The organism is Geodermatophilus sp. SYSU D01186, assembly GCF_054050215.1.
Genome location: NZ_JBJGYW010000010.1, coordinates 112,104 through 138,721, shown reverse-complemented (window position 1 = coordinate 138,721; position 26,618 = coordinate 112,104). Strand labels below are relative to the sequence as shown.

The following is a 26,618-nucleotide window of genomic DNA, read 5'->3' as shown; positions in this document are numbered from 1 at the left end:
AGCACAGGAAGGGCTGGGCACATGACCCGCACACTGCCGCTGGCCAGACCAGCGGCCACCACGACGCTGGAGGTCGAGGACCTCGTCGTCGAGGTCCTCACCGAGAACGGCTGGGCGACGGTCGTCGACGGCGTCTCGTTCAGCCTCGGGCGCGGCGAGACCCTGGGCATCGTCGGGGAGTCCGGCTCCGGCAAGAGCGTGACCTGCCTCGCCATCGCCGGGCTGATGCCGCCGCGCCAGACCCGGGTCCGCGCCGGGACGCTGCGGCTGCTGGGCCAGGACCTCACCACGCTCGACCAGCGGCAGATGGCCGACATCCGGGGTCCGAAGATCGCCATGATCTTCCAGGAGCCGATGAGCAGCCTGAACCCGGCGTTCACCGTCGGCGACCAGATCGCCGAGGTGCTCCGCCGGCACGAGGGCCTCTCGCGCAAGGCGTCGAAGGCGCGCGCGATCGAGCTGCTGGACCGGGTCGGCGTGCCGAACCCGGCGCGGCGGTTCGGCCAGTACCCGTTCGAGTTCTCCGGCGGGATGCGGCAGCGGGTGATGATCGCCATCGCCCTGGCCTGCACCCCGGACATCATCATCGCCGACGAGCCGACCACGGCCCTCGACGTGACCGTGCAGGCCCAGATCCTCGAGCTGCTGCGCGAGATCCAGCGCGAGCACGGGATGTCGGTCATCTTCATCACCCACGACCTCGGCGTCGTCGCCGACGTCTGCGACCGGGTGCTGGTCATGTACGCCGGGCAGATCGTCGAGGGCGCGCCGCTGGACGAGCTGTTCGAGAACCCGCAGCACCCCTACATGGAGGGACTGCTGGCGGCGATGCCCCGCATGGACCAGGTCAGCGAGGCACTGGTCAGCATCCCCGGGCACCCGCCGCAGGTGGGCAGGATGCCCGCCGGCTGCCGCTTCCACCCCCGCTGCTCCTACGCCCGGGAGCAGTGCACCTCCGGAGACGCGCCGACGCTGGAACAGGTCGGCCCCACGCACACCACCCGGTGCCTGCGGCACCCCGAGCTGACCCTGCGGGGGACCACATGACCGAGCTGGCGAGGGCGTGCAGAGACACAGCACCGGCGGACACGGCGACGACGAGCGCCAGCGAGGAGGAGTCGTGACCGAGATCGAGCCGCTGCTGGACGTGAAGGACCTGCAGGTCACCTTCTCGCCGCGGAAGAAGATGTTCCGCGAGCAGGTGTCCCTGCGGGCCGTGGACGGCGTGAGCTTCCAGCTGTACCCCGGGGAGACGGTGGGCCTGGTCGGCGAGTCCGGCTGCGGGAAGTCCACCACCGCGCGCGGGCTCATGCGCCTGGTCGAGCCCAGCGGCGGCTCGGTGAAGCTGGGCGGCCAGGAACTGCTGGGCCTGCCGGCGAACAAGATGCGCAAGGCCCGCAAGGACATCCAGATGGTGTTCCAGGACCCCTACTCGTCCCTGGACCCCTCGATGCTGGTGCTCGACTCGATCGCCGAGCCCATCGACGTCCACCTGGACCTGGACCGGGCACAGACGGTGGAGCGGGTCGGATCGCTGCTGCAGCGCGTGGGGCTCCCGGCGGAGTACATGTACCGGTACCCGCACGAGTTCTCCGGCGGGCAGCGGCAGCGCATCACGATCGCCCGCGCGATCGCCGCGGACCCGAAGATCCTCGTGCTCGACGAGGCGGTCAGCGCGCTCGACGTCTCCACCCAGAACCAGGTCATCGGCCTGCTGGAGGACCTCTCGCGGGACGCCGACCTGACCTACCTGTTCATCGCCCACGACCTGTCGGTGGTCCGGCACATCTCCGACCGGGTCGCGGTCATGTACCTGGGGCAGATCGTCGAGCACGGCGACGTCGACCGGGTGTTCGACGCCCCGGCGCACCCGTACACCGAGGCGCTGCTGTCGGCGGTCCCGCTGCCCTCGCCCCGCCTGCAGCGCAGCCGGGAGCGGATCGTGCTCGCCGGCGACCCGCCCGACCCCTCCAGGGTGCCGCCGGGCTGTCGCTTCCACACCCGCTGCAAGTACGCGATGGACATCTGCCGGACCGTCGTCCCGCTGCCCACCCCGACGATCGGCTCCGGCGAGGTCGCCTGCCACCTGCACACCAGCGGCCCGCAGCTGGGCGGGGCGTCGGTCCGCGAACTGGCCACGCCGCGCGCCGCGGTCGTGGGCTGAGGAGGCCGTCGTGAGATCAGCCCGCTGGAAGGGCGTCCGGAGCATCTCCCTCGACGAGGTCGCCGACCCCCGTCCCGGCCCGCACGACGTCGTCCTCGACGTCGGGGCCTGCGGGATCTGCGGCTCCGACGTGCACGCCTACGCCGAGGGCGCGTGGATCACCGAGGGCGCGCCGATGGGCCACGAGTTCGCCGGGACGGTCGGCGAGGTGGGCGCCGAGGTGACCGGCCTCGCCGTCGGCGACCGGGTGGCGGTGATCCCGATGGGGCCCTGCGGGGTGTGCCCGCAGTGCTCCCTCGGCCACCCCAACCTCTGTGCCGACCTGAGCAACAGCGCCCGCGGCGGGCTCAGCGACCGCGTCCTGGTGCCGCACGCGGCACTCGGCCGGCAGCTGTACCGGATGCCGGACTCCCTCAGCTTCGAGGAGGGGGCCTTCCTCGAGCCGCTGTCGGTGGCCACGCGGGCGGTGCGCTCGGCCGCCCCCGACCTGGCCGGCCCCATCCTGGTCACCGGGCTCGGCTCCATCGGCCAGTGCGTGCTCCGGGTGCTGCAGGCGTACGGGGCCACCGACGTGCTCGGCGTGGACGTGTCCCCGCCGCGCCTGGCCGTCGCGGCGGAGACCGGGGCCGCGGTGCTCGACTCCCGCGCCGAGGACCTCCGGGAGCACGTGCTCGACCGTTGGGGCACCACGGTCTCCCCGTACCAGCGGGGCGGCAACGTCGGCACCGTCTTCGAGTGCTCCGGGGCGCTGTCGGTGCTCGACGTGCTGCCCGAGCTGACCGCCCCGGCCGGCGTCATCTCGATCGCCGGCCTGACCAGCTCCACGCCGCGGCTGGACCTCAACACGGTGGCCCAGAAGGAGCTGCGGCTGCTGGGCAGCTTCGCCTACACCCCGCCGGACTCCGCCGAGGCGTTCCGGCTGCTCTCCGAGGGCCGGGTGCAGGTGGCGCCGCTGGTGTCCCACCGCGTGCCGCTGAGCCGCGTGGACGAGGCGTTCGAGACCCAGCACGCGGTGGACGGCTCGGTGAAGGTCGTCGTCGTCCCCGACTGAGCCGTACCCCGCGCAGCAACCACCACCGGTCCCCGGCCCCCGCCAGGGACCTCCGAGCCACGGGAGAGGAGTCCCACGATGGGCACAGCACTGGCAGGCAAGGTCGCGGTCATCACCGGAGGCGCCAGCGGGATCGGGCAGGCGACCGCCGAGCGGTTCGCCGAGGAGGGCGCCGACATCGTCGTCGGCGACATCGGCCCGGCCGACGAGACGCTGCGGCTGGTGGAGAAGACCGGACGCCGCGCGATCTACGTGCGCACCGACACCACCGTCGAGGCCGACTGCGACGGGCTCGTCGCCGCCGCCGTGGCCGAGTTCGGGCGGGTGGACGTCGGCGTCGCCTCGGCGGGCATCGCCACGGCCGCCGGGCCCAGCAACGTGCAGACCCGGGTGGCGAGCAAGGACGCCACCCACGTGGTGAACCTGGACGTCGCGGCGTTCCAGAAGGTCCTGGACGTCAACGTCACCGGCCTGATGATGACCGGCCGGGCGCTGGCACGGCAGATGCTGGCCCAGGGCACCGGCGGCTCCATCGTCAACATCGCCTCGAGCGCGGCGCGGATCCCGCTGGCCGGCGCCTCGCCGTACTGCGTGTCCAAGGCCGGGGCGTGGATGCTCACCAAGGTGATGGCGCTGGAGCTCGCGACGACGGGGATCCGGGTCAACGCGGTCGGCCCGGGCTACACCGCCACCCCGATGATCGGCGGCATCGAGCAGAACCAGACCGCCTACGACCTGGCCATGAGCATCACCCCGATGAACCGGCTGGGCACGCCCGCGGAGATCGCCGCGGCCTGCCTGTTCCTGGCCTCGTCGGAGTCCTCCTTCGTGACCGGCCAGATGCTGCACCCGGCCGGCGGGCAGTTCACCGGCTGACCGACCGCACAGACCGCACCGGCACGCGCCGGGCGGGGGCCACCGGCTCCCCGCCCGGCGCGTCGTCGTGTCGGCCCAGGTCACGGGCGTGTCACGCCGGGGCGGTCGTGTGTGACGCAGACCACGACGCGGGCTCCCGAGGTGGTCCGGCTCCCGTTGTCGCCGGTGTCGGGACCCGACAGGTTCTCAGCCACGAATCGGCTGAGAACCGACTTCTCTTGGAGGCTCACGTGAGCGGTACGACGACGTCCGCCCGCAGGTCAGGACGACCTCGGTGGTGGATCGGGCTGCTGTCGGTGCTGGTGCTGCTGGTGTCCGCCTGCGGAGGCGGGACATCGGCCAGCGGCGGCACCGGCGGCGAGATCGACCCGAACGGCACGTTCCGCTACGTGTTCGTGCAGAACCCCTCCACGTTCGACCCGCACCGGTCGGCGAACCCGTGGGACATGATCTTCTTCCGCCTGGTCTACGACCAGCTGATCATGCTCGACGAGAACGACGAGCTGGCGCCGCAGCTCGCGACGTCGTGGGAGTTCGTCGACGACGAGACCGCGCTGGAGATGGAGCTGCGCGACGACGTCACCTTCATCGACGGGACGCCGTTCGACGCCGAGGCGGTCAAGGCCAACATCGAGCGGGCCAAGACGCTGGAGACCGGCACCCTGAAGGGGCAGCTGGCCCGGGTCGAGTCGGTGGAGGCCGTCGAGGAGTTCAAGGTCCGCATCAACCTCAACGGCCCCGGCGGTGACCTGCCGGCACTGTTCTCCGCCACCGCGGGCACCATGATCAGCCCGGCCGCGTTCGGCAACCCGGACCTGGACCAGAACCCGGTCGGCTCGGGCATGGCGAAGCTGGTGGAGTACGTGCCCGGCCAGGTGACCCGGTACGACCGCAACGAGGAGTACTGGGACCCCGAGGCCGCCAAGGCCGCGCACTACGAGATCCTCGTGCAGACCTCGGCGACCACCCGGTTCAACATGCTGCAGACCGGCCAGGCCGAGCTGACCTACCTCGACCCCTCGCAGGCGGAGCAGGCGCAGGCGGCGGGGCTGAACTCCGCGCCGTCCAAGAGCCTGTCGATCATGTCGATGTACATGAACACCGGTAAGGCGCCGTTCGACGACATCCGGGTGCGCCAGGCCATGGAGCACGCGGTGGACCGGCAGGCGATCGTGGACGGCGTCTTCTTCGGCCTCGGGGAGCCGGTGGCCCAGTACATGCCGCCGGACCACTGGGCCTACAACCCGGACGTCGTCCCCGAGGGCGAGCACGGCTACGACCCGGAGCGGGCCCGCGAGCTGCTGGCCGAGGCCGGCTACCCCGACGGCGTGGACTTCGAGATGCTGGTCCCGAGCCTGGACGACCACCGCGCGGTGGCCGAGGCGCTGGTGCCGATGCTCGCCGAGGTGGGCCTGCGGGCGAGCACGCGGGTGGTGGAGTCGCCGACCACCGGTGTGACCTTCTACGGCCGCCAGGAGGGCAACGCGTTCCCCGGCATGGGTGCGCCCTTCGCCGACCCGACGCTGCCCTACCAGGCCAGCCTGCCCGGTCAGTTCTCCAACCCGTGGAACACCACGTCCGAGGAGTTCCAGGCGGCCTGGATGGACTCGCTGAGCGGGGCGACCCGGGAGGCCCGGGCCGACGCCATCCACCGGATGGTCGAGGAGGAGAAGAAGATCCTGAAGAACTTCCCGCTCCACGCGCACTTCCCGCCCAGCGCCTGGACCGACAAGGCCGTCTTCCCCGAGGGCTACGAGCCGGCCTACGCCCCGACCTTCCGCGGGGTGGGCGTCACCGCCTGAGCCGGGCGCGGGCGGGCTCGAGAGGGCCCGCCCGCGGCCGGGACGACGCACGAGGACGGCCGGGCGGGGTGCATCCCCGCCCGGCCGTCGTCGTCCCTGCGGCCGGCGGGGCGAGTGCGCTGCTCAGGGCCGCAGGAGGGCCCCGGCGGGTCGGGGAGAGGCCGCCGGCGGCTGTGTGACGCGCACCATGAACCGGCCCCCGAAGGTGGTCGACGTTCCGTTGTCCGGGTCACTCGCAGCCAGCAGATTCGACGGCGACGAGAAGCGATGCGACCGGCACCGGACGGTCGCGAGGAGGACGGCATGGGCCACGCACTGCACGACCGGGTCGCCGTGATCACCGGCGGGGCCAGCGGCATCGGCCGGGCCACCGCGGTGCGGTTCGCCGAGGAGGGCGCCGACGTCGTGATCGGCGACATCCAGCCCGGCGACGAGACGCTGCGGCTGGTGGAGAAGACCGGACGCCGCGCGATCTACGTGCGCACCGACACCACCGTCGAGGCCGACTGCGACGCGCTGGTCGCCGCCGCGGTCGCCGAGTTCGGCAAGGTGGACGTCGGCGTCGCCTCGGCCGGGGTCTCCTCCGCGGCCTCCGACGCCGACCGGGTCGCGCGCCTGGAGAGCGACGCCGGCCACGTGACCACGCTGTCGACGGCGGCGTTCCAGCGGGTCATGGACATCAACGTCACCGGCGTGATGATGACCAGCCGCGCGCTGGCCCGGCAGATGCTCGCGCAGGGCACCGGCGGCTCCATCGTCACCATCGCCTCGACCGCCGGGAAGATCCCGATCGCCGGCGCCGCGCCCTACTGCGTGTCCAAGGCCGGCGTCTGGATGCTCACCAAGGTCATGGCCCTGGAGCTCGCGAGCACCGGCATCCGCGTCAACTCCGTGGGCCCCGGCTTCACCACGACCCCGATGTGGGACGTCGCAGAGGACAGCCCCTCCCACCAGTGGGCCATGAGCATCACGCCGATGCACCGGAACGGGACTCCGGAGGAGCAGGCCGCGGCCTGCCTGTTCCTCGCCAGCGACGAGTCCTCGTTCGTGACCGGCCAGATCCTGCACCCGGCCGGCGGCCAGTTCACCGACTGACCCCGCCCGGCCAACTCTCGGAGGTATCCCCAGTGAGCGGAACGACGACGTCCACCCGCAGGTCCCGCCGGCCACGGTGGTGGATCGGCCTGCTGTCGGTGCTGGCCCTGGTGCTGTCGGCCTGTGGCGGCGGCAGCACGGCCAGCAGTGGCAGCACCGGCGGCGAGATCGACCCGAACGGGACGTTCCGCTACGTGTTCGTGCAGAACCCCTCGACGTTCGACCCGCACCGGTCCGGCAACGCGTGGGACATGATCTTCTTCCGCCTGGTCTACGACCAGCTGATCATGCTCGACGAGAACGACGAGCTGGCCCCCCAGCTGGCGACGTCGTGGGAGTTCGTCGACGGCGAGACCGCCCTGGTGATGGAGCTGCGCGACGACGTCACCTTCATCGACGGGACGCCGTTCGACGCCGAGGCGGTCAAGGCCAACCTGGAGCGGGCCAAGACGCTGGAGACCAGCACCCTGAAGGGGCAGCTGGCCCGCGTGGAGTCCGTCGAGGTCGTCGACGAGTTCACCGTGCGGCTGAACCTGAACGGTCCCGGCGGTGACCTGCCCAACCTGTTCACCGACCGGCTCGGCAGCATGATCAGCCCGGCGGCGTTCGACAACCCCGACCTGGACCAGAACCCGGTGGGGTCGGGGATGGCGACCCTGGTGGAGTACGTCCCCGGCCAGGTGTCGAAGTACGACCGCAACGAGGAGTACTGGGACCCCGAGGCCGCCAAGGCCGCGCACTACGAGATCCTCGTGCAGACCTCGGCGACCACCCGGTTCAACATGCTGCAGACCGGCCAGGCCGAGCTGACCTACCTCGACCCCTCGCAGGCCGAGCAGGCCGCGAGCGCGGGGCTGAACTCCGCGCCGTCCAAGAGCCTGTCGGTCATGTCGATCAACATGAACGTCGGGAAGGCGCCGTTCGACGACATCCGGGTGCGACAGGCGCTGCAGCACGCCATCGACCGGCAGGCGATCGTGGACGGCGTCTTCTTCGGCCTGGGGGAGCCGGTGGCCCAGTTCATGCCGCCGGACCACTGGGCGTACAACCCGGGCGTCACCCCCGACGACGAGGCGTACGGCTACGACCCGGAGCGGGCCCGCGAGCTGCTGGCCGAGGCCGGCTACCCCGACGGCGTCGAGTTCGAGTGGCTGGTCCCGAGCCTGGACGACCACCGCGCGGTGGCCGAGGCGCTGGTCCCGATGCTCGCCGAGGCCGGGATGACCGCCAACACGCGGGTCATCGAGTCGCCCACCACGCCGGTCACGTTCTACGGCCGCCAGGAGGGCAACGTCTACAACGGCATGGGGGCACCGTTCGCCGACCCGACGGTGCAGTACCAGAACTACCTGCCCGGGGCGTTCCGCAACCCGTGGAACGTCTCCACCCCGGAGTTCGAGCAGGCCTGGCTGGACGCGCTGTCGGGGACGACGCCGGAAGCCCGCGTCCCGGCCATCCACCGGATGGTCGAGGAGGAGAAGAAGACCATGATCTCCTTCCCGCTCCACGCGCACTTCCCGCCCAGCGCCTGGACCGACAAGGCCGTCTTCCCCGAGGGCCACGAGCCGGCCTACGCGCCCACCTTCCGCGGCGTCGGCGTCACCGCCTGACCTCCGGGCGCGGGCGGACGGGGAACGCGACCCGCCCGCGCCCGGTGCTCCACCGCAGCTCCGACCGGCCCAGCCGCTCGGCGGCACATCCCGGACCACTCATCCCGGCGGCGCACCGCAGCGCCGCCGTCCCGAGAGGAAGTCAGCGCATGCGTCTCGACGGCAAGGTCGCGGTCATCACCGGCGGGGGCTCCGGCATCGGCGCCGCCACCGCGGAGGCCTTCACCCGCGAGGGCGCCCGGGTGGTGATCGCCGACATCGACGCCGCCGCGGGGGAGTCCGTGGCCAAGGCGCTGCGGGCGGCCGGCGGCACGATCGACTTCCTGGAGGCCGACGCCTCGCAGCAGGCCGACCTCGAGCGGGTCATCGGGTTCGCCACCGGCACCCACGGCCGCCTCGACGTCCTGCACAACAACCACGTCTCGTTCGAGGCCGGCCGGATCGGCGACCTGACCTGGGACGGGCTGCGCCGCTCCCTGGACGTCGGCCTGGTCTCCTACTGGTACGCGATCAAGCTGGCGCTGGAACCGATGCTCGCCCAGGGCCGCGGGTCGATCGTGAACACCGCCTCGGTCTCCGGGCTGGCCGGCGACTTCGGGCTCGGCGCCTACAACATGCTCAAGGCCGGCGTCGTGAACCTCTCCCGGGTCACCGGCATCGAGTACGCCCGCAAGGGCGTGCGGTGCAACGCGGTCTGCCCCGGCCCGATCGGCACGCCGCCCATCGACCGGCTGCACGACGCCGCGCCGGCGACGTGGGAGGCCATCCGGGAGGCCATCCCGATGGGCCGCTACGGGCGGGCGGAGGAGATCGCCAACGCCGTCCTCTTCCTGGCCTCCGACGAGTCGAGCTTCGTCACCGGCACCCACCTGGTCGCCGACGGCGGGCTGTGGGCGCACTCGGGGATGCCGCCGATCGGCGGCCTCGGCCCGGACTTCTGAGAGGAGGGCCCCCGTGACGTTCCACCCCCCGAGGAGACCGCCGCCATGAACAACCAGCCGTTCGGCACCCAGGTGGCGCCGTACCTGCGAGATCTGTGGGCCGACCACGAGGACCACTGGGCCCCCGCAGTCAGTCAGCACCGGGTCGCGGCCCACGCGCCCCGGATCCCCGTTCCGAGTCGTCAGGAGAGCACGCGATGACCACGCTGGAGATCCCGAACATCGGGACGTTCGACATCGAGCTGCTGGAGGAGGGGAGCGGAGCCCCGCTGCTGTACCTGCACGGCTACGAGCGGCACCCGGGCGCGGCCGGCTTCATCCGGCGGCTGGCCGAGAGCCGCCGGGTGCTCGCGCCGGAGCTGCCCGGCTACGGGAAGTCCACCGGCTTCGAGAACTTCACCGACGTCGTCGACGTGACCCTCTACCACCGGGAGCTGGTGGAGTCCCTGGGCGTCGAGCAGGTCGACGTCGTGGGTCACTCCCTCGGCGGGATGTTCGCCGCGGAGCTGGCGGCCATCGCCCCGCAGCTGGTCCGCCGGCTGGTGCTGGTGAACCCCTTCGGCATCTGGCTGGACGACGAGCCGGCGCTGGACCCCTTCGGCGAGGCGACGGCGGTGAAGGCCGCGAAGTGGCACGGCGAGGCACCCAAGCAGGAGCCGACGAACTTCGTCCCCGACCCCGACGACCCGCACGGGGCCATCCTGTTCAGCGCCCAGAACCTCGGCACGGCGACCAAGTTCATGTGGCCGATCGCCGACCGCGGGCTGCGCCGCCGGCTGCCGCTGATCGACGCCCCGACCCTCGTGGTGCACGGCACCTCCGACGGCCTGCTGCCGGTGTCCTACGCCGACGAGTTCGTGCGCCTCGTCCCCAACGCCGAGCTCGCCCTCATCGACGGCGCCGGGCACTACCCGATGGTCGAGCAGGAGGACGAGTTCGTGTCCGTGGTGAGCAAGTTCCTCGACGCCTGAGCGCATCCCGACGACGAAGGAGAGAGACGACATGGGCAGGGTCGAAGGAAAGGTCGCGCTCGTCACCGGCGGCGCAGCGGGCATCGGTCGGGAGACCGCGGTCACGCTGGCCCGCGAGGGCGCGAAGGTGGTCATCGCCGACCTCAACGTGGACGGCGCCAAGGAGACCGCCGCCATGATCGGGGACGCCGCGACCCCGATCTACTTCAACGCGACCGACCAGCAGTCGATCGAGGAGCTGGTCGCGGCGGTCATCGCCGAGCACGGCCGGGTCGACGTCATCCACAACAACGCCGCCCTGGTCGGGCCCGACGCGTGGTTCACCGACTCCACCGTCATCGACACGTCGGTCGAGATGTGGGACCGCGCGTTCGCGACCAACGTCCGCAGCATCTTCCTGATCTGCAAGTACGCGCTGCCGCACATGGTCGAGAACGGCGGCGGCTCGATCATCAACATGTCGTCGGTGGGCGGGATGCGGGGCGGCGCCGCCCTGACGGCCTACGGGACGACGAAGGCCGCCGTCATCGGTCTCACCCGGCACATCGCCGCCCAGCACGGCAAGCAGGGGGTGCGCTGCAACGCGATCGCGCCCGGGGTCATCCAGACCCAGCAGCTCCTGGACGCCGTCCCCGACCTGCCGGCCGCGGCGCTGGCCACGGTCGCCTCGCCACGGGTGGGGCTGCCCAGCGACATCGCCAACATGGTGCTCTTCCTCGCCTCGGACGAGTCCGCCTTCGTCAACGGCGAGACCTACCGCGTCGACGGCGGCGCGATGGAGGCCGGCCCCAGCGGCCGCTGACCGCTGCCCACCCCGCTCCGCCCCACCACCTGCCCAGGAGGCTCCCGTGATCAAGCTGACCGTCCTGTACGACCGCCCCTCCGACGTGGAGGCGTTCGAGGCCTACTACATGGCCAACCACGTGCCGCTGGCCCGCAAGGTGCCGGGACTCGACGACATCGAGGTGACGCTGTTCCAGCCGGGCCCCGACGGGTCGCTGCCGACGTACCACCTGATGGCCGAGCTGACCTTCGACGACGCCGCGGCCATGCAGGCCGCCCTCGGCTCGGAGGAGGGCAAGGCGCTCGGCGCCGACGTCGCCAACTTCCCCGGCACGACGTCGTCGACCCACCTCGTCGGCATCGTCGCCTGAGCGACGCGGCCGAGGAGAGGACCCCGCGATGAAGTTCCACTGGTTCGCCCAGCAGTACTACACCAAGCTCCCCGCGGACTACGGCGACGTGAACCGCAGCTCCTGGGTGACCGCGCCCATCAACGTGGCCGACCCCACCCAGGTGGGCGAGGACTACCACATGTACATCCGGCTGATGCAGCAGGCCGACGGCCTCGGCTGGGACTCGTTGCTGCTCAACGAGCACCACCAGACGTCGCTGGCGATGACGCCGTCGCCCAACCTGATCGCCAGCATCCTGGCGGCGACCACGGAGAACGCCGCGATCGCGCTGTGCGGCAACTCCCTGGCCCTCTACAACCCGCCGATCCGGGTCGCCGAGGAGATCGCGATGCTGGACTGCCTCTCCGGCGGCCGGATCATCGCCGGCATCGTGTTCGGCACGCCGATGGACACCGCGTTCTCCTACGGGGTGCCGCCGATCGAGCTGCGCGAGCGCTTCCACGAGGCGCGCGACCTCATCACCCGCGCGTGGAAGGCCGAGGAGCCGTTCGCCTTCAACGGCAAGTACACCCAGCTGCGGTACGTGAACACCTGGCCGCGGCCGGTCCAGGACGACATCCCCGTCTGGATCCCGGGCAGCGGCAGCCCGGAGACCTGGGACGTCGTCAACGCGCTGGACTACTGCTACGGCTACCTGTCCTTCTCGGGGAAGCAGAGCGCCGAGCCCATCGTGAAGGGGTTCTGGGACTACACCGAGAGCCAGGGCGCGAACATGAACCCCAACCGCATGGCCTTCACCCAGGTGATCTGCTGCGCCGACACCGACGAGGAGGCGGAGCGGCAGTACTCCGAGGCGGTCAAGTACTTCTACCGGCAGAACCCGACCGCCATCGAGTTCGCGACCCCGCCGGGGTACAACACGCCGGCGTCGATCCGGAGCACCCTGGAGCGGGCGAAGGTGATCAGCAACGAGGAGCGGCTCAAGGCCGCGCGCGGTGAGCTCAGCTTCTGGGAGTACGACGAGCTGGGCTACATCATCGCCGGCACCCCGGAGCGGGTGGCGCAGCGCGTGCGGGCGCTCGCGACCGACCTGCGGATCGGTCAGCTGATCACCTGCATGCACGTCGGGAACCTCCCCGAGGAGGTCGCCGCGGAGAACAACCGGCTCTTCGGCACCGAGGTCATGCCGCAGCTGCGCGACCTGTGGGCCGACGAGGAGGACCGCTGGACGCCGAAGGTCTCCCAGGAGCGGGTGGCCGCCAAGTTCGGCAGCGGGCTGCCGCAGTAGGCGGTCCGGACGGCCGGACGACGCCACGTGCGCCGTCCGGCCGCCCGGCCGGGAACCCGACCGGCGACTGGCTCGGCGGGACGACGAGCGGAGTGGGGACGATGAGCGGCGGCAACGGACGGACGGCAGTGGTGACGGGGGCGGCCCGCGGGATCGGGGCCGCCGTGGCCCGCCGGCTGGCTGCGGACGGCTTCGCCGTCGGGGTGCTCGACCTCGACGAGCGTGGGGCCAAGGAGACGGCGGAGGAGATCCAGGCGGCCGGCGGGCGGGCGTTCGCCGCCGCGGTCGACGTGGCCGACCCCGAGGCCGTCGCCTCGGCCGTCGAGCAGGTCACGGCGTCGCTGGGGCCGCCGACGGTGCTGGTCAACAACGCGGGCGTGACCCGCGACAACCTGCTGTTCAAGATGACCGAGTCCGACTGGGACACGGTGATGGACGTGCACCTGCGCGGCGCCTTCCTCATGACCCGCGCGGTGCAGGAGCACATGGTCGAGGCCGGCTGGGGCCGCGTGGTCAACCTGTCGAGCATCTCGGCGCTGGGCAACCGCGGCCAGGCCAACTACTCGGCGGCCAAGGCCGGCCTGCAGGGCTTCACCAAGACCCTCGCCATCGAGCTGGGCCGCTTCGGGGTGACGGCGAACGCCATCGCCCCCGGCTTCATCGAGACGGAGATGACGCGGGCCACGGCCGAGCGGGTCGGCGTCCCCTTCGAGGAGTTCATGGCCGCCGCCGCCGCGGAGATCCCCGTCCGGCGGGTCGGTCAGCCCGAGGACATCGCTTCCGTGGTGTCCTTCCTCACAGGCGAGGGTGCGGGCTTCGTGTCGGGGCAGGTCGTCTACGTCGCCGGCGGTCCCCGCGCCTGAGCCGGGTGCCCGGCCGGCACGGGGCAGCCGGAGCCCGGTGCTCCCGGAGCCCGCGCCCCCCATCTCGAGAAGAAGAAGAAGGACGGACATGTCGCAGAACGGTCGGATCGTCGTGCTGGGCGGTGCCCGGACACCCGTGGGCAGCTTCGGCGGCGCCCTGAAGGACGTGCCGGCGCACGAGCTCGGTGCGGCGGCCACCCGGGCCGCGCTGGAGCGGACCGCGGTCGCGCCGGAGGACGTCGACGAGGTCGTCATGGGCTGCATCGGCCAGGTGGGCGCGGACGCCTACAACGCCCGGCGGGTCGCGCTGGCCGCCGGCCTGCCGACCCGGACCCCGGCGCACACGGTGAACCGGCTGTGCGGCTCGGGCCTGCAGGCGGTGTGGTCGGCGGCGATGCAGATCCGCTGGGGTGCGGCCGGGATCGCCGTGGCCGGCGGCGACGAGTCGATGTCGCGGATGCCGTTCTACGACTTCGGCGCCCGCAACGGCTGGCGGCTGGGCGACCGCGCCCTGGTCGACGGCACGGTCATGATGCTCACCGACCCGTTCTCCGAGATCCACATGGGCGTCACCGCCGAGCGGGTCGCCGACCGGTACGGCGTGAGCCGCGCCGAGCAGGACGAGTTCGCCCTCGAGTCGCAGCGGCGCGCGGCCACCGTCGAGGCCAAGGCCGCCTTCGACGAGGAGATCGTGCCGGTGACCACCGGTGGCCGCCGGCCGGTCACCGTCGCCGCCGACGAGCACCCCAAGCCGGGCACCACCCTGGAGGCGCTGGCCGCGCTGCGGCCGGCGTTCCAGAAGGAGGGGACGGTCACGGCCGGCAACTCCTCCGGCATCAACGACGGCGCCGCCGCGCTGGTGCTCAGCACCGAGGAGCTCGCCCGCGAGCGCGGCGCCACCGGGCTGGTCGCCCTGGAGGCGGTGACCACCGCGGCGCTGGAGCCGGAACTCATGGGCTACGCGCCGGTGCTGGCCCTGCAGGCCCTGTTCGAGAAGACCGGGACCACCCCGGCCGACATCGGCACCGTCGAGCTCAACGAGGCCTTCGCCGCGCAGGCCGTCGCCTGCATCCGGGACGCCGGCCTGGACCCCGAGCGCACCAACCCCTACGGCGGGGCCATCGCCCTGGGCCACCCGGTCGGCGCCACCGGGGCGATCCTGACCCTGCGGGTGGTGCAGGACATGCTCCGCCGCGACCTCGAGCTGGGCGTCGTGTCGATGTGCATCGGCGGCGGCCAGGCGCTGGCCGCGCTGTTCCGCCGGATCGGCTGACCCGCGCCGGCGGTCGCCCGTCCCCGTCCCGACCCCCCAGAGGAGACCCGCCCCGTGAGCAGTACGACGGCCGCGCCCGCCGGCCCCGGCAGTGCCCAGCCCGACGTCCCCGACCTCGTGGCCCGGACCCGGGAGCTGGTGCGCGAGGTGGTCCTCCCGGTGGACGACCGGTTCGACGGCGATGTGACCGCCGCGGGCGGGGACGCGCTGCGCCTGGAGCTGCAGGGGGCGGCGCGGGAGCGCGGGCTGCTGGCGCCGCACGCGCCGGTGGACGTCGGCGGCCTCGGGCTGTCGATGCTGCAGCGGGCGCGGGTGTTCGAGGCGGCCGGGTACTCGCTGTTCGGCGGGCTGGCGATCAACGCCGCGGCACCGGACGAGGGCAACGTGCACCTGCTGGCGCACGTGGCCACGCCGGCGCAGCGGGAGGAGTACCTGGCTCCGCTGGTGGCCGGTGAGGTGCGCTCGGCCTTCGCGATGACCGAGCCCGCGCCGGGTGCGGGCTCGGACCCGGCGGCGTTGGCCACGACGGCGTCCCGGGTGGCCGGCGGGTGGCGGATCGACGGGCGCAAGACGTTCATCACCGGCGCCGACGGGGCCGGCTTCTTCATCATCATGGCCCGCACCAGCGGGTCCCCCGGGGAGCGCGGGGGCGGCACGATGTTCCTCGCCCCGGCCGGGGCACCGGGCCTCGAGGTGGGCCGGCACGTGCCGACGATGGACCGTTCGATGGTCGGCGGGCACTGCGAGGTGGTCTTCGACGGGCTCGTCGTCCCCGACGACGCGGTGCTCGGCGAGGTCGACCAGGGGTTCGCCAACGCCCAGGTGCGGCTCGGGCCGGCCCGGATGACCCACGTGATGCGGTGGCTGGGCGCGGCGGTGCGGGCGCACGAGGTGGCGGTGGAGCACGCGGCGGCCCGGCGCGGCTTCGGCAGCGCGATCGCCGACCTGGGCCTCGCGCAGCAGCTGATCGCCGACAACGAGATCGACCTCGCGGCCACGCGGGCGCTGCTGGACGTGGCCTGCGCGGCGCTGGACGCCGGCTCGTCGGCGGGCCAGGAGACGTCGATCGCGAAGGCGTTCGGCGGGGAGGCGATCGGGCGGGTCGTGGACCGGGCGATGCAGCTGTGCGGGGGGCTCGGGGTGTCGGCGGACCTGCCGATCGCCCGCATCGCCCGCGAGGTCCGCCCGTTCCGGGTCTACGACGGGCCGTCGGAGGTGCACCGGTTCGCCATCGCCAAGCGCGCGGTCCGGGCCGCCCGGACGCGGACGGCGTCGTGAGCGGCCTGCCCGGGCTGGACCTCGACGCCCTGGCGGCCCACCTCGCCGCCCACGGGGTGCAGCCTGCGGGCCCGCTCACGGCCGAGCTGATCGCCGGCGGCCGGTCGAACCTGACCTACGCGGTGACCGACGGCGCCTCCCGGTGGGTGGTGCGCCGGCCGCCGCTGGCCGGCCTCACCGCGTCGGCGCACGACATGGTCCGGGAGCACCGGGTGACCAGCGCGCTGCAGGGCACCGCGGTGCCGGTCGCCCGGCCGGTCAGCCTCTGCGAGGACGAGTCGGTGCTCGGCGCCCCGTTCACCGTGGTGGAGTGGGTGGACGGCGTGGTGGTCCGCGACCGGGAGGACCTGGCCGCGCTCTCCGACGACGCGCTGGCGCGGACCACGACCGGGCTGGTCGACGTGCTCGTGGCGCTGCACGCGGTCGACGTCGACGCCGTGGGACTCGCCGGGTTCGGCCGGCCCGAGGGCTTCCTCACCCGGCAGGTGGCGCTCTGGCGGCGACAGTGGGACTCCGTCCACACCCGGGAGTTCCCCGACCTCGAGCGGCTGCACGCCCTGCTCGCCGACCGGGTGCCCGCGAGGTCGGAGGTCGCCGTCGTGCACGGGGACTACCGCATCGACAACGCCATCCTCGACCGGGACGACCCGGGCACGGTCCGCGCCGTCGTCGACTGGGAGCTGTCGACGCTCGGTGACCCGCTGACCGACGTGGCCCTGATGTGCGTGTACCGCCACCCGGCTCTCGACGTCGTCCTCGGCATCCCCGCGGCCTGGACCAGCCCCCGGCTGCCGGCGCCGGACGCGCTGGCCGAGGCCTACACCCGCAGCTCCGGCCGCGCCCTCGGCGACTGGCCGTTCTACCTGGGCCTGGCCCACCTCAAGCTGGCGGTCATCGCCGAGGGGATCGCGCACCGCGCCCACGCCGGCGCCGACGCCGGGCGGGACGCCCGCCGGGCGGCCGACGCCGTGCCCGGCCTGGTCGCGGCCGGCCTCGACGCGCTCGGGGCGGGATGACCGCCACGCTCGCGGCGCCGCTCGCCGTCCGGCCGGCCGGCGGGCGCCGCGCCCCGGCCCCCGCGAGGGGCGACGGGCCGCGGACGCTGGCCGAGGCCCGCGCGGCGGCGGGGCTGACCGCGACGGAGCTGGCCCGGGCCCTGCTGGTGAGCCGGCCGACCGTGGCCGCGTGGGAGAAGGGCGTCCGCCGGCCCGTCCGCGGGCACTGGCCGCTGCTCGGCACGCTGCTGGGGCTGCCGCCCGACGGGGTCGACGCCCTGTTCGCCGACCACCCGCCGGCCCGGCTGGACGGCGCACCGCTGCCGTCGCTGGCGGCGGTCCGGCGGCGGGCCGGCCTGACCGGGCGCGCGCTCGCGCGGCTGCTGGCGGTGGCGCCCACGACCCTCTCCATGTGGGAGACCGCCGGCGTGCCGGTGCCCGCGGGCGTCGCGGCGGAGCTCGCCCGGGTCCTGGACACCGACGTGGCGACGCTGGCGGCGCGTCCCGCTCGGCGGATCCCGGGCCCGGATCCCCGACCGCTGCGCCGGCTGCGGCGGGAGGCCGGCATGTCGCAGCGCGAGGCCGCGGCGTACCTGCGGGTGGCCCTGGGGACGCTGGCCCGGTACGAGGCGGGAGACCGGCAGGTGCCGGTGGCCGTGGCCCGGCGCATGGCCGTCGTCTACCGGCGCGCGACCGCCGAGGTGGTCGGCGCCTGCGGCATCGACCTGCCCCCACTCCCGCCCGGCCCGCGCTGGCGACCGCGGGAGGTCCCCGAGGGCCTGCGGGCCGCGCGGCTGTCCGCCGGTCTCACCCGGGCCGCCCTCGGCCGCGCCGTGGACCGGTCGGGGCAGACGGTCCGCGCCTGGGAGGCCGGGGTCCGGAGCCCCGGGCCGCAGACGTGCCGGCGCCTGGAGGTCGTGCTCGGGCTCCCCGCCGGGACCCTCCCGTGCCCGACCGGCACGCCGGCGCGGCCCGGTTTGCCGGGCGGGAGCACGGGCATGCCGCACCGTGAGGCCGCGGCGCACCGGGGCCAGCCCCTGGACCCCCCGTCGGAAGTGCCGGCGGGACGATGAGAGGAGTGGACAGTGCACGGGACGCCCTGTGACCACGGCAACCACACGTTCTGCACCCACGACTGCGAGTGCGCCTGTCACGGGGACGACTGACGCGGCCGTCCGGCGGTCAGGCCGGGCGGGCCAGCAGCTCCCGCAGGGTGTCGTCGACGAACTTGTTGTCGGCCTCGTTCATGCCGAGGCCGGCGAAGTGCCCCCAGATGGTGTTGATGACCCGCACCTCGCCGTGCTCGATGAACTGGGAGGCCCACTCCTCGTCCTCGGGCGGGAAGTACAGGTCGGTCCGGGCCGGCATGGAGATCAGCGGGCAGCGGATCGACCGCAGCGCCGCCTCGGTGTCGCCGTCGAACCCCGGGGTCTTCCCGACGTCGCCGTTCTCCCACGTCCAGAGCATCGCCAGCAGGTTGTTCGGGTCACGGCCGTCCAGCCAGAAGCCCTCCCAGAAGCCGACGAGGAAGTCCTCCAGCGAGGAGTAGCCCATCTCCCGGTAGGTGCGCTGCCAGTAGAACGCCTGGGAGAGGCCCCAGCCGGCGTAGATGCGGGCGAAGGCGCGCAGGCCCGCGGTGGGCAGCGCGTCGGGGGAGTAGTGGCCGCCCTTGAACGCCGGGTCGAGGGTCAGCGTGGCGCGCAGGCTCTTGAGGAAGACCTGGTTGTGCTCACTGGTCCGGCTGGAGCCGACGATCGGCGCCGCGCGCTTGACCATCTCGGGGTGGCTGACCGCCCACTGGTAGGTCTGCCCGGCCCCCATGGAGGAGCCCACCACCAGCTCGAGCGACTCGATGCCCCACTTCTGCGTGAGCAGACGGTGCTGGGCCTCGACCTGGTCGTAGAAGGTCACCGCCGGGAAGTGCGGGCCGTCGAAGGGCGGTGGCGTGTTGCTGGGCGAGCTGGACAGGCCGTTGTTGAGCTGGTTCGGGACGACGACGAAGTACTGGCCGGGGTCGCACGCGGTGCCCGGCGCGAACGACCACTCGTTGGCGTCGTGCCACGCGCTGAACCAGGTGGGGTGGAGGATCACGTTCGACCGGTCCAGGTTCAGCGTGCCGTAGGTCTTGTAGGCCAGGCGCGCACCCCGGAGGGTGGCCCCGCTCTGGAGCGGCAGGTCCCCGAGGTCGAACAGCTCGTGGTCGGTGGGCGCAGGCACGGCGACTCCTTCCCTGGGAGGGGCGCCAGCGTTCTCGCTCGGCTCCGTCGGCCGCAAGGCCCGGCAGCGCGGCGAGTTCCTGCCGGGAGGGTGTATCCCGGCGGCCTCCCGCGGCTCTGCATCGAGACAGGCCGGAGTGGCGTCGCCGGGCGAGCCGGACGCTCCCTGGTGGTCCGGCGGACGGGGGTGGACGATGCACCGCAGACCCGGACGAGGAGGAGGGAGGTGACCCCCGATGACGACTCCCGGCCCCGATGAGGACGACCGGCTGCTGGACCTGATCGGCCAGGCCGTCCGGTCGGTCGGACCGATCCCCCCTGCGGCGCGGGCCGCCGGCGAGGCGGCCTGGTCCTGGCGGACCGTCGACGCCGAGCTCGCCGCCCTCACCCACGACTCCACGGCGGGCGAGCCCGTCCTGCAACGCAGCGCACCCACGACGCCGCGCACCCTCGTCTTCGAGGGCGGCGGGCTGGCCGTCGAGCTCAGCGTGACCGAGGAGGGCCTGGTCGGTCAGCTGGTCCCACCGACGGAGGGGGAGGTCACCCTGCTCAGCCGGGCCGGCGTCCTGGACCACACGACCGTCGACGAGGTCGGCTGCTTCACCTTCGACGAACCCGCCGGCGGCGAGGTCCAGCTGCGCTGCGGTACCTCTTCGGGCGTCCTGCGGACCGACTGGTTCTCACTCTGAGCTGCTCTGCACGGCCTCGGGTGCCCGCTCGCGGTCGAGCAGCGGCAGGAACCGTGGCGACTGCGGCCGGCCGCCCTTCAGCGCCTCCACCCGACGGTCGGGGAACTCCGCCAGGAGGGCCTCCCACGCGGCGCGCGCGGTCGTGCGCCCCGGCACCGTCCGCGCCGCGATCGCCCCGCTGACCAGGGCCGCCGCGAACGAGCTGCCGCTCCAGCGGGCGATCCCCTCGAACCTCTCCTCGGCCTTCGTCCGGCCGGTCAGGTCGACGAGCACGGAGCCGTACAGGTACGTCGAGTCGACGTCGACGCCGTCGGCCAGGACGTCGATCCAGGGCGCCCGCCGGGGCGTGAACTCCGCCTCGGCGCCATCCCGCCGGCCGTCCCCGGCGCCGACGGCGATGACGTCGTCCAGGGCCGCCGGCCAGGCCGGCTTGCGCAGGTCCTGGTCCGTGAGGTGGTCCAGCGGGCGCCGCGTCTTCCCGTGGTTGCCCGCGGCGGCCACCACCACGATCTCCGGGTCCAGCCGGTCGATCGCGGCGGCGAGGGCCAGCGGCGGCTGCCCGTCCTCGGTGTAGCAGACCATCGACAGGTTGAGGACGTCGATGCCGGCGCGGCCGAGCTCGACGATGGCCTTGGCCACGTCCCACGACTCGGCCTGCCCGTCGGCGTCGGAGAGGACCCGGCGCGCCTCGATCATGCAGCCCGGAGCCATGCGCAGGACCAGGCCGGTGACGAAGGTGCCGTGCCCGGCGATCGCCGGGTACGGCGGCTGGTTGGCGAGGACGTCCTGCGGCGAGCCGATCCAGCGGCCCGCGAGCCACTCGTGCTCGGCGACGGAGGTGTCGAGCACCCCGACGCGGACGCCGAGCCCCGGCCGGGCCACACGCAGGTCCGGGACCCAGGCGGAGAGCACAGGGTCGGAGCCGCCGCCGTGGGAGATGTGCCCGCCACCCTCCACGTGCCCGACCAGCCGGTTCTTGCCGATGGTCGGCGTCCACCCGGCGAACTCGTCGGCGAAGTGGGTGCGCAGCCCCCGCAGGAGGCGGTCCATCGCGGTCCTCGGCGGCTCGGACCGCTCCACCGGCGCCTGCTGTGCCGCCGGCTGCGTCTTCTCCCTCTCCGCCTTCCCCGCGAGCCTCGCCTCCACCTGCTCGGCTGCCTCCTCGTCGCTGCCCTCCAGCCGCACCAGGGCGAGGCCGAGGTCAGGGCTGCGGTCGACGTGCCCGGTCGGCACCCCGAGGTCCTGCTCCAGCACCCGCACGACCTCGTCGCAGTGCTCGAGGGCCACGACCAGCTCGGGGCTGTCCTGGGCCTTGTAGTAGGCGTGGCGAATGCCCTGTGGTTCGTAGACGTCCACCGGTTCCCCCTCCGCGGGCGCGCTGCGTGCGGCGAGTGTCGCGGTCCGTGGCGCCTGCGAGAACGGCCCGGGTCGTTGGACCGTTGACTCGCCTGGGTGGGGAGCGGACCGTCGTCGCGTGAGTTCCGTGCGTGAGCGCCCGGTGCGCCCACCGCCCGCTGCCGACCTGGAGGCCACCGCGGTCCGTGCGATGGAGGTCGCCAGCCTGCGGCCCGGCGAGGCGCGGGCGCTCGGGTCCTCGGTCGTGGGGCCGGCCCGCGAGCGCGGGGCGTGGTCGGCGGTGAGCATCGCCGAGCGCGCGCTCGGCGTGGCCGCGATGAACCTCAGCGAGATCGACGTGGCGGTGATCCACCTGCGGGCCGCCGTCGCGGCCGGACGCCGGGCCGGGTCCCGCACCCGTGTCGGTGAGGCCCGGATGAGCCTGGCCTCGGCACTCACGCTGCGCGGCCAGACGGGGCGCGCGTCCCGGGAGATCGACGCGGCCGTGCGCGACCTCGACGGCGTCCAAGGGGCCCGCGCCCGGGTCCAGCGGGCGGCCATCCTGCAGGAGCTCGGCCGGTACGACGCCGCCCTGGACGAGCTGCGTCGCACGCTGCCGGTGCTCCGGCAGGCTGGCGAGGCGCAGTGGGCGGCCCGCGCCCTGAACAACCGGAGCCTCATCCACCTGGGACGACGCGCCTTCGGCGCCGCGGAGGCCGACCTGCTCGACGCCCGGCGGCTGTGCCAGGACCACCAGCTCGACCTGCTGGTGGCCTACGCGGAGCAGAACCTCGGCTGCGTCAAGGCCACCCGCGGCGACGTCCCCGCGTGCCTGCGGCACTTCGACGCCGCGGAGGAGCACTACGCGCGGCACGACGTCGTCGAGCCGTCGCTGCTGGTCGACCGGGCAGGGGTGCTGCTGTCGGTGCGCCTGCTCGACGAGGCGCGGACCACCGCCGAGGCCGCCGTCGCCGCCTACGAGCAGCACGGGCGCGGCGTCCACCTGCCGGAGGCGCAGCTGCTGCTGTCCACCGTGGCCCTGGTGCAGGGCGCGACGGCGACGGCCGCGGCGAGCGCCGACGCGGCGGTCCGCGGCTTCCGCCGCCTCGGGCGGGTCAACTCCCTCGCGCTCGCCCGGTTCGCCCGCTTCCAGGCCCAGGTGGCGGCCGATCCGGGCGGCGTCGGCCCGGAGCGGGCGGCGCAGCTGGCCGCGGATCTCGAGGCCGCCGGCTGGCGGGTCCCGGCCCTGGAGGCGAGGGTGCTGGCCGGCCGGATGGCCCTCGACAGAGGGGACCGGGCCGTCGCCCGCCGGCACCTGCGCACGGCCAGCCGCGCCCGCCACGCCGGACCCGCCGACGCGCGGGCCCGGGCCTGGCTGGCCGAGGCGCTGCTCCGTGACGCCGACGGACGGCGGGCCGCGGCCCTGTCGGCGTTGCGGGCCGGGCTGCGCATCGTCGAGGACCACCAGGCCACCCTCGGCGCGACCGAGCTGCGCGCGCACGTCAGCCTCCAGCGCGGCGCGATCGCCCGGACCGGCCTGCGGATGGCCCTGGCCGACGGCGACCCGCGGCGGGTGCTGTGGTGGGCCGAGCGCGGGCGGGCCAGCGCGCTGCGGCTGCGCCCGGCCCGGCCGCCGGAGCACCCCGAGCTGGCCCGCGACCTGGCCGACCTGCGCTCCACGATGGCCGAGATCGAGGAGGCCCGGACCGACGGCCGCCCGGACGAGGCGCTGGTCGCCCACCAGGTGGTGCTGGAGCGCCGCATCCGAGACCGGTGCCGGACGCTCGAGGCCGGGGAGGGCGTTCCGCACCGGCTCGGGACCCCGGTGGCGGAGCTGACCGAGCCCCTGGGGGACGCCGCACTGGTGGAGTACGTGGAGCTGGAGGGCGACCTCACGGCGGTCACGGTCGTGGGGCACCGGCTGCGGCTGCACTCCCTCGGCCGGGCCGACGCGGTCCGGCAGGCGCTGACCCACGTGCCGTTCGCGCTGCACCGGCTGGCCGCAGCGCAGACCGGGCCGGCCGGCCGCGGAGCCGCCGCCGCGGCGGTGCTGGAGCGGGCGGCCGCCGTCTCCGACGAGCTGCTGCTGGCCCCTCTGCGGGCGCACGTCGGGGAACGGCCGCTGGTCGTCGTCCCCACCGGGCCGCTGCAGTCGCTGCCGTGGTCGGTGCTGCCCTCCTGCCGGGGGCGGCCGGTCACGGTCAGCCCGTCGGCGACGATCTGGCAGCAGGCGGTCACCCGCCCGCGGCCGCCCGAGGACGCCGCGGTCGTCGTCGTGGCCGGGCCCGGGCTGCCGGGCGCGACGCTGGAGGCCGCGACGATCGGTGCGCTGTACCCGGGGGCGACGGTGCTCGCCGGGCCGGCGGCGACCGCGGCGCGGTTGGCCACCTGCACCGACGGCGCGGCGATGCTGCACCTGGCCGCGCACGGCGTCGTCCGCTCGGACAACGCGCTGTTCTCCGCGCTCGCGCTGGCCGACGGGCCGCTCACCGTGTACGAGCTGGAGCGCCTGGCCCGCCCGCCGTTCTCCGTCGTCCTCGCCGCGTGCGACACCGGCCGGCCGCACGTCGTCGCGGGCGGGGAGGTCCTCGGGTTCGGTGCCGCCCTGCTGGGCGGCGGCACGGCCACGCTGGTCGCGCCGGTGGTGCCGGTACCCGACGCGGCGACGGTGCCGCTGATGCGGGCCTACCACCAGGGCCTGCGCGCCGGCCGCTCGCCGGCGGAGGCGCTGGCCGCCGCCCAGGCGGGGCTCGACCCCGCGGACAGCGCCGGCCGTGCCGCCGCCGCGGCGTTCGTCTGCCTCGGCGCGGGCTGACGACGGCTGCACGGGTGACGCGCCGTCCCAGGACGGCCCCGCCCACCGATCGGGACCGGTCCTGCGGGCTTCTGCCCGCTCGTGTGGCCACGCGGCACCGCCAGAGCGAGGGGAACACCGCGAGAGCACACGGCCGAGGCGGTCCTCGGCGCGGGCTGACGGCGGGGGACGAGGGTGCCGCGGGTCAGGCGTCCAGCAGCGCCTGCACCGCCTGCGAGGCGCGCACTCGGGCCAGGGCGCGGGCCCGGGTCGGGCCGATGCTGCCCACCGGCAGGCCCAGTCGGCGGCTGATCTCCTCGTAGGGCAGCGGCGGGTCCTCGATGAGCAACAGCAGGAGCGACCGCTGCCGCTCGGGGAGCTCGGCCAGTGCCACGAGCAGCGTCTGGTGGCGTTCCAGCGCGAGCAGGTCGGTGTCGACGGCGGGTTCCCCGCTGCCCTCCGGCCAGCCCTCCTCGCCGAGGTCGGCGGGGGTGACCTGCTTGTTCCGCCGGAGCACGTGGAGGCACTCGTTGCGGGCCGTCGTGAGGATCCAGCCCGGCAGGGCGGCCGGCTCGCGGACGTTGCCGAGGTTCTCGACCAGCCGCAGCCACACCGTCTGCACCACGTCGTCGGCGTCGCTGCCCAGCCGGTAGCGGCGGACGACCGACAGCACCAGCGGCGTGTAGCGGTCGACCAGCGCGTTCCAGGCGGCGGAGTCTCCGGCGACCGCGGCGGCCACCAGCTGGGGTACCGGGTTCGCGTCCCCGTCGGGGTCCAACGGTCCACCCCCTCTCGGCCGGGGCTGACGTGCCCGAGAGCGTAGCGGCGGGGACGGTGCTGGGCTGGGCACGCGTCCCGGTCGGAGCGCGGCTACGCGGCCGGGTCGGCCTCCAGGCTGCGCAGGAGCGCGGCCCGCTCCGCCTCGGCACGGGCGAGCTCGGCGCGCAGGTCGGTGACGACGTCGGAGAGGACGTCGAGGTGCTCGCGCTTCTCCTCCGCGGTGAGGTGCCCGAAGGAGGTGGCAGCCAGCAGGTTCGTCATCGGGGGGCCTCGCTTCCTGGTGCACGTGGGGTACCTGCTCGGAGCCGGGGGAGGCGGCGCTGATACGGCGTCAGCACCTCGTGCCCCAGGCGCACAGCCAGCCCGGGGAGCGGTCCGGGTGCACCGCCCACGCCACGTCCCGGAACCCGGCCGTGTGCAGCAGGGCGGCCAGCCGGGTGCCGCTCGGGCCACCCGATCGCACGGCGACCGTCACCCGCCCCGCCGGGCGCAGCACGCGGTACGCCTCCCGCAGGCCGCGGACGTCGTCGGGCCACGCGGGGAGGGCGTCGAGGACGCACACCCGGTCGAAGGACCCGTCGGCCGCGGGCAGGTCCACGGCGTCCCCGCAGCGGATCCGGATCCGCCCGTCCCGCAGTGCGCTGCGGTGCCGGCGGGCGGCCCGGCGCGCCCGCCGCGGAGACGGCTCCACGGCGACGACCTCGTTGAGGAACGCCGCCGCGCTCAGCCGGCCGAGGACGGCGCCGCGCCCGCAGCCCAGGCCGAGCACGCGGTCGTCCGGCCGCACCCGGAGGTGGGGGATCGTCCAGCGGGCCGCCGTCCGGGTCAGCAGCACGCCCGTGGGCGGTTCCGCGGAACGCGGCCCGCGCGCAGCGACGAGTAGAGGTCCAGCAGACCGTCGATCCGCGTCCGGCAGCCGGCCACCTCGGCCCGGTGGTCCGGGGTGTCCTTGCGAGCCTGCCGGAGCCGGGCCGCGTCGAGGTCCTCGCGGGCCCGGGCGAGGTCGGTCGTCAGCTGGTCGAGGAGGTCGGTGGTCGGCTGGTCGAGGAGGTCGGTGGTCGGCACGGTCATGACGGCTCCCGGGGTGCGCCGGCCGGTCAGGCGGTCCGGCCGACCGGCACGACCACGGGCGGGACGGCGCGGCGGGGGCAGGGGGACGGCACCGCCCGCAGCCGTGTGGTCCGCGGCGCCGGGGTGCTCGCGCGGCGGGCGATCTGGCGGGGCAGGTGCCAGGCGGTGCAGTCGGAGCAGCCGGCGATCCACGCGCGGGTGTGCCGGGTGCACGGAGCGGTCGGAGCCATGGGACGTCCTCGGGGGTGCGGGCGGGAGGATCGGTCGGCTCGCGGGGTCGGCGGTGGCCCGGTGGGATCTGTCCCGGGAGGCCGTCGGCTTCGCGGACCTGCTGGACAGAGCCGCGCCCCTCGACGGTGATACAGCCGCCTCCCGCCGGTGGACGCGCCG

General features: G+C 74.2%; 26 protein-coding genes. 19 read left to right on the top strand and 7 right to left on the bottom strand.

Features of this window, described 5'->3' with window-relative positions:
• Positions 1-21: 21 nt before the first annotated feature.
• From ACI784_RS10120 to ACI784_RS10040, 17 genes are all read left to right on the top strand, one after another.
• A complete protein-coding gene (locus ACI784_RS10120) occupies positions 22-1,047 on the top strand; it encodes an ABC transporter ATP-binding protein (RefSeq protein ID WP_456923649.1) in 1,026 nt (341 codons plus the stop codon).
• 73 nt (positions 1,048-1,120) lie between these two features.
• A complete protein-coding gene (locus ACI784_RS10115; RefSeq protein ID WP_456923648.1) occupies positions 1,121-2,164 on the top strand; it encodes an ABC transporter ATP-binding protein in 1,044 nt (347 codons plus the stop codon).
• Positions 2,165-2,174: 10 nt separating this feature from the next.
• Positions 2,175-3,215 (top strand): zinc-dependent alcohol dehydrogenase, encoded by a 1,041-nt coding sequence (locus ACI784_RS10110; protein ID WP_456923647.1) that lies wholly within the window; start codon positions 2,175-2,177, stop codon positions 3,213-3,215.
• 78 nt (positions 3,216-3,293) lie between these two features.
• On the top strand, positions 3,294-4,091 hold the full coding sequence (locus tag ACI784_RS10105) for an SDR family NAD(P)-dependent oxidoreductase (protein ID WP_457013363.1): 798 nt from the start codon (positions 3,294-3,296) through the stop codon (positions 4,089-4,091).
• Between the two features lie 230 nt (positions 4,092-4,321).
• Positions 4,322-5,893, top strand: coding sequence for an ABC transporter substrate-binding protein (locus ACI784_RS10100; RefSeq protein ID WP_457013362.1), 1,572 nt, complete (start codon positions 4,322-4,324; stop codon positions 5,891-5,893).
• Between the two features lie 303 nt (positions 5,894-6,196).
• Positions 6,197-6,988: an SDR family NAD(P)-dependent oxidoreductase gene (locus ACI784_RS10095; protein WP_457013361.1), complete on the top strand. Its 792-nt coding sequence runs from the start codon at positions 6,197-6,199 to the stop codon at positions 6,986-6,988.
• A 32-nt stretch (positions 6,989-7,020) separates the two neighbouring features.
• Entirely contained in the window at positions 7,021-8,598 is a 1,578-nt protein-coding gene (locus ACI784_RS10090) for an ABC transporter substrate-binding protein (RefSeq protein WP_457013360.1), read from the top strand.
• Between the two features lie 149 nt (positions 8,599-8,747).
• On the top strand, positions 8,748-9,539 hold the full coding sequence (locus ACI784_RS10085) for an SDR family NAD(P)-dependent oxidoreductase (protein ID WP_456923642.1): 792 nt from the start codon (positions 8,748-8,750) through the stop codon (positions 9,537-9,539).
• 197 nt (positions 9,540-9,736) lie between these two features.
• A complete protein-coding gene (locus tag ACI784_RS10080) occupies positions 9,737-10,510 on the top strand; it encodes an alpha/beta fold hydrolase (RefSeq protein WP_457013359.1) in 774 nt (257 codons plus the stop codon).
• A 31-nt stretch (positions 10,511-10,541) separates the two neighbouring features.
• Positions 10,542-11,312 (top strand): SDR family NAD(P)-dependent oxidoreductase, encoded by a 771-nt coding sequence (locus tag ACI784_RS10075; RefSeq protein ID WP_457013358.1) that lies wholly within the window; start codon positions 10,542-10,544, stop codon positions 11,310-11,312.
• A gap of 46 nt (positions 11,313-11,358) precedes the next feature.
• Complete coding sequence (locus ACI784_RS10070) at positions 11,359-11,664, top strand: EthD family reductase (protein WP_456923639.1); 306 nt, start codon at positions 11,359-11,361, stop codon at positions 11,662-11,664.
• A 28-nt stretch (positions 11,665-11,692) separates the two neighbouring features.
• Positions 11,693-12,934 (top strand): LLM class flavin-dependent oxidoreductase, encoded by a 1,242-nt coding sequence (locus ACI784_RS10065; protein WP_456923638.1) that lies wholly within the window; start codon positions 11,693-11,695, stop codon positions 12,932-12,934.
• 101 nt (positions 12,935-13,035) lie between these two features.
• Complete coding sequence (gene fabG, locus ACI784_RS10060; RefSeq protein WP_456923637.1) at positions 13,036-13,797, top strand: 3-oxoacyl-ACP reductase FabG; 762 nt, start codon at positions 13,036-13,038, stop codon at positions 13,795-13,797.
• A gap of 88 nt (positions 13,798-13,885) precedes the next feature.
• Positions 13,886-15,070 carry a thiolase family protein gene (locus tag ACI784_RS10055; protein WP_457013357.1) on the top strand — a complete coding sequence of 395 codons (1,185 nt, stop codon included), beginning with the start codon at positions 13,886-13,888 and terminating at the stop codon, positions 15,068-15,070.
• 54 nt (positions 15,071-15,124) lie between these two features.
• Positions 15,125-16,348, top strand: a complete 1,224-nt coding sequence (locus ACI784_RS10050) for an acyl-CoA dehydrogenase family protein (RefSeq protein ID WP_457013356.1) — start codon at positions 15,125-15,127, stop codon at positions 16,346-16,348.
• A complete protein-coding gene (locus ACI784_RS10045; RefSeq protein ID WP_456923634.1) occupies positions 16,345-17,364 on the top strand; it encodes a phosphotransferase family protein in 1,020 nt (339 codons plus the stop codon). Before ACI784_RS10050 ends, ACI784_RS10045 begins: the two co-directional genes overlap by 4 nt.
• Positions 17,361-18,416 carry a helix-turn-helix domain-containing protein gene (locus ACI784_RS10040; protein WP_457013355.1) on the top strand — a complete coding sequence of 352 codons (1,056 nt, stop codon included), beginning with the start codon at positions 17,361-17,363 and terminating at the stop codon, positions 18,414-18,416. The genes ACI784_RS10045 and ACI784_RS10040 overlap by 4 nt, the downstream gene beginning before the upstream one ends.
• A gap of 109 nt (positions 18,417-18,525) precedes the next feature.
• On the opposite strand, the gene ACI784_RS10035 is transcribed toward ACI784_RS10040, so the two are convergent.
• Positions 18,526-19,560 carry an alpha/beta fold hydrolase gene (locus tag ACI784_RS10035; RefSeq protein WP_456923632.1) on the bottom strand — a complete coding sequence of 345 codons (1,035 nt, stop codon included), beginning with the start codon at positions 19,558-19,560 and terminating at the stop codon, positions 18,526-18,528.
• Between the two features lie 235 nt (positions 19,561-19,795).
• Between ACI784_RS10035 and ACI784_RS10030 the strand changes: the two genes are divergently transcribed.
• Entirely contained in the window at positions 19,796-20,248 is a 453-nt protein-coding gene (locus ACI784_RS10030; protein WP_456923631.1) for a hypothetical protein, read from the top strand.
• Here ACI784_RS10030 and ACI784_RS10025 read toward each other — a convergent pair.
• Positions 20,240-21,604 (bottom strand): S8 family peptidase, encoded by a 1,365-nt coding sequence (locus tag ACI784_RS10025; protein WP_457013354.1) that lies wholly within the window; start codon positions 21,602-21,604, stop codon positions 20,240-20,242. The two genes, ACI784_RS10030 and ACI784_RS10025, sit on opposite strands and share 9 nt — an antisense overlap.
• A 118-nt stretch (positions 21,605-21,722) precedes the next feature.
• On the opposite strand from ACI784_RS10025, the gene ACI784_RS10020 reads away from it, so the two are divergent.
• Positions 21,723-24,398 (top strand): CHAT domain-containing protein, encoded by a 2,676-nt coding sequence (locus tag ACI784_RS10020; protein WP_457013353.1) that lies wholly within the window; start codon positions 21,723-21,725, stop codon positions 24,396-24,398.
• A gap of 184 nt (positions 24,399-24,582) precedes the next feature.
• On the opposite strand, the gene ACI784_RS10015 is transcribed toward ACI784_RS10020, so the two are convergent.
• The 5 genes from ACI784_RS10015 to ACI784_RS09995 all read right to left on the bottom strand — a co-directional run bounded on the left by ACI784_RS10015 (position 24,583) and on the right by ACI784_RS09995 (position 26,458).
• Entirely contained in the window at positions 24,583-25,155 is a 573-nt protein-coding gene (locus ACI784_RS10015; protein ID WP_456923628.1) for an RNA polymerase sigma factor, read from the bottom strand.
• A gap of 92 nt (positions 25,156-25,247) precedes the next feature.
• On the bottom strand, positions 25,248-25,418 hold the full coding sequence (locus ACI784_RS10010) for a hypothetical protein (protein WP_457013352.1): 171 nt from the start codon (positions 25,416-25,418) through the stop codon (positions 25,248-25,250).
• 70 nt (positions 25,419-25,488) lie between these two features.
• Positions 25,489-25,992 (bottom strand): class I SAM-dependent methyltransferase, encoded by a 504-nt coding sequence (locus ACI784_RS10005; protein ID WP_457013351.1) that lies wholly within the window; start codon positions 25,990-25,992, stop codon positions 25,489-25,491.
• Positions 25,983-26,228, bottom strand: coding sequence for a hypothetical protein (locus tag ACI784_RS10000; protein WP_456923624.1), 246 nt, complete (start codon positions 26,226-26,228; stop codon positions 25,983-25,985). Before ACI784_RS10000 ends, ACI784_RS10005 begins: the two co-directional genes overlap by 10 nt.
• Before the next feature lie 26 nt (positions 26,229-26,254).
• Positions 26,255-26,458, bottom strand: a complete 204-nt coding sequence (locus ACI784_RS09995) for a hypothetical protein (protein ID WP_457013350.1) — start codon at positions 26,456-26,458, stop codon at positions 26,255-26,257.
• Between the last annotated feature and the right edge of the window lie 160 nt (positions 26,459-26,618).

What these genes read in the sequence shown, in the direction of transcription:
- ACI784_RS10085 (WP_456923642.1), top strand. Translation starts at nt 8,748, where the DNA reads ATGCGTCTCGACGGCAAGGTCGCGGTCATCACCGGCGGGGGCTCCGGC.
- ACI784_RS10040 (WP_457013355.1), top strand. Translation starts at nt 17,361, where the DNA reads ATGACCGCCACGCTCGCGGCGCCGCTCGCCGTCCGGCCGGCCGGCGGG.
- fabG (WP_456923637.1), top strand. Translation starts at nt 13,036, where the DNA reads ATGAGCGGCGGCAACGGACGGACGGCAGTGGTGACGGGGGCGGCCCGC.
- ACI784_RS10000 (WP_456923624.1), bottom strand. Translation starts at nt 26,228, where the DNA reads ATGACCGTGCCGACCACCGACCTCCTCGACCAGCCGACCACCGACCTC.
- ACI784_RS10065 (WP_456923638.1), top strand. Translation starts at nt 11,693, where the DNA reads ATGAAGTTCCACTGGTTCGCCCAGCAGTACTACACCAAGCTCCCCGCG.
- ACI784_RS09995 (WP_457013350.1), bottom strand. Translation starts at nt 26,458, where the DNA reads ATGGCTCCGACCGCTCCGTGCACCCGGCACACCCGCGCGTGGATCGCC.
- ACI784_RS10055 (WP_457013357.1), top strand. Translation starts at nt 13,886, where the DNA reads ATGTCGCAGAACGGTCGGATCGTCGTGCTGGGCGGTGCCCGGACACCC.
- ACI784_RS10010 (WP_457013352.1), bottom strand. Translation starts at nt 25,418, where the DNA reads ATGACGAACCTGCTGGCTGCCACCTCCTTCGGGCACCTCACCGCGGAG.
- ACI784_RS10095 (WP_457013361.1), top strand. Translation starts at nt 6,197, where the DNA reads ATGGGCCACGCACTGCACGACCGGGTCGCCGTGATCACCGGCGGGGCC.
- ACI784_RS10120 (WP_456923649.1), top strand. Translation starts at nt 22, where the DNA reads ATGACCCGCACACTGCCGCTGGCCAGACCAGCGGCCACCACGACGCTG.
- ACI784_RS10105 (WP_457013363.1), top strand. Translation starts at nt 3,294, where the DNA reads ATGGGCACAGCACTGGCAGGCAAGGTCGCGGTCATCACCGGAGGCGCC.
- ACI784_RS10080 (WP_457013359.1), top strand. Translation starts at nt 9,737, where the DNA reads ATGACCACGCTGGAGATCCCGAACATCGGGACGTTCGACATCGAGCTG.
- ACI784_RS10030 (WP_456923631.1), top strand. Translation starts at nt 19,796, where the DNA reads ATGACGACTCCCGGCCCCGATGAGGACGACCGGCTGCTGGACCTGATC.
- ACI784_RS10075 (WP_457013358.1), top strand. Translation starts at nt 10,542, where the DNA reads ATGGGCAGGGTCGAAGGAAAGGTCGCGCTCGTCACCGGCGGCGCAGCG.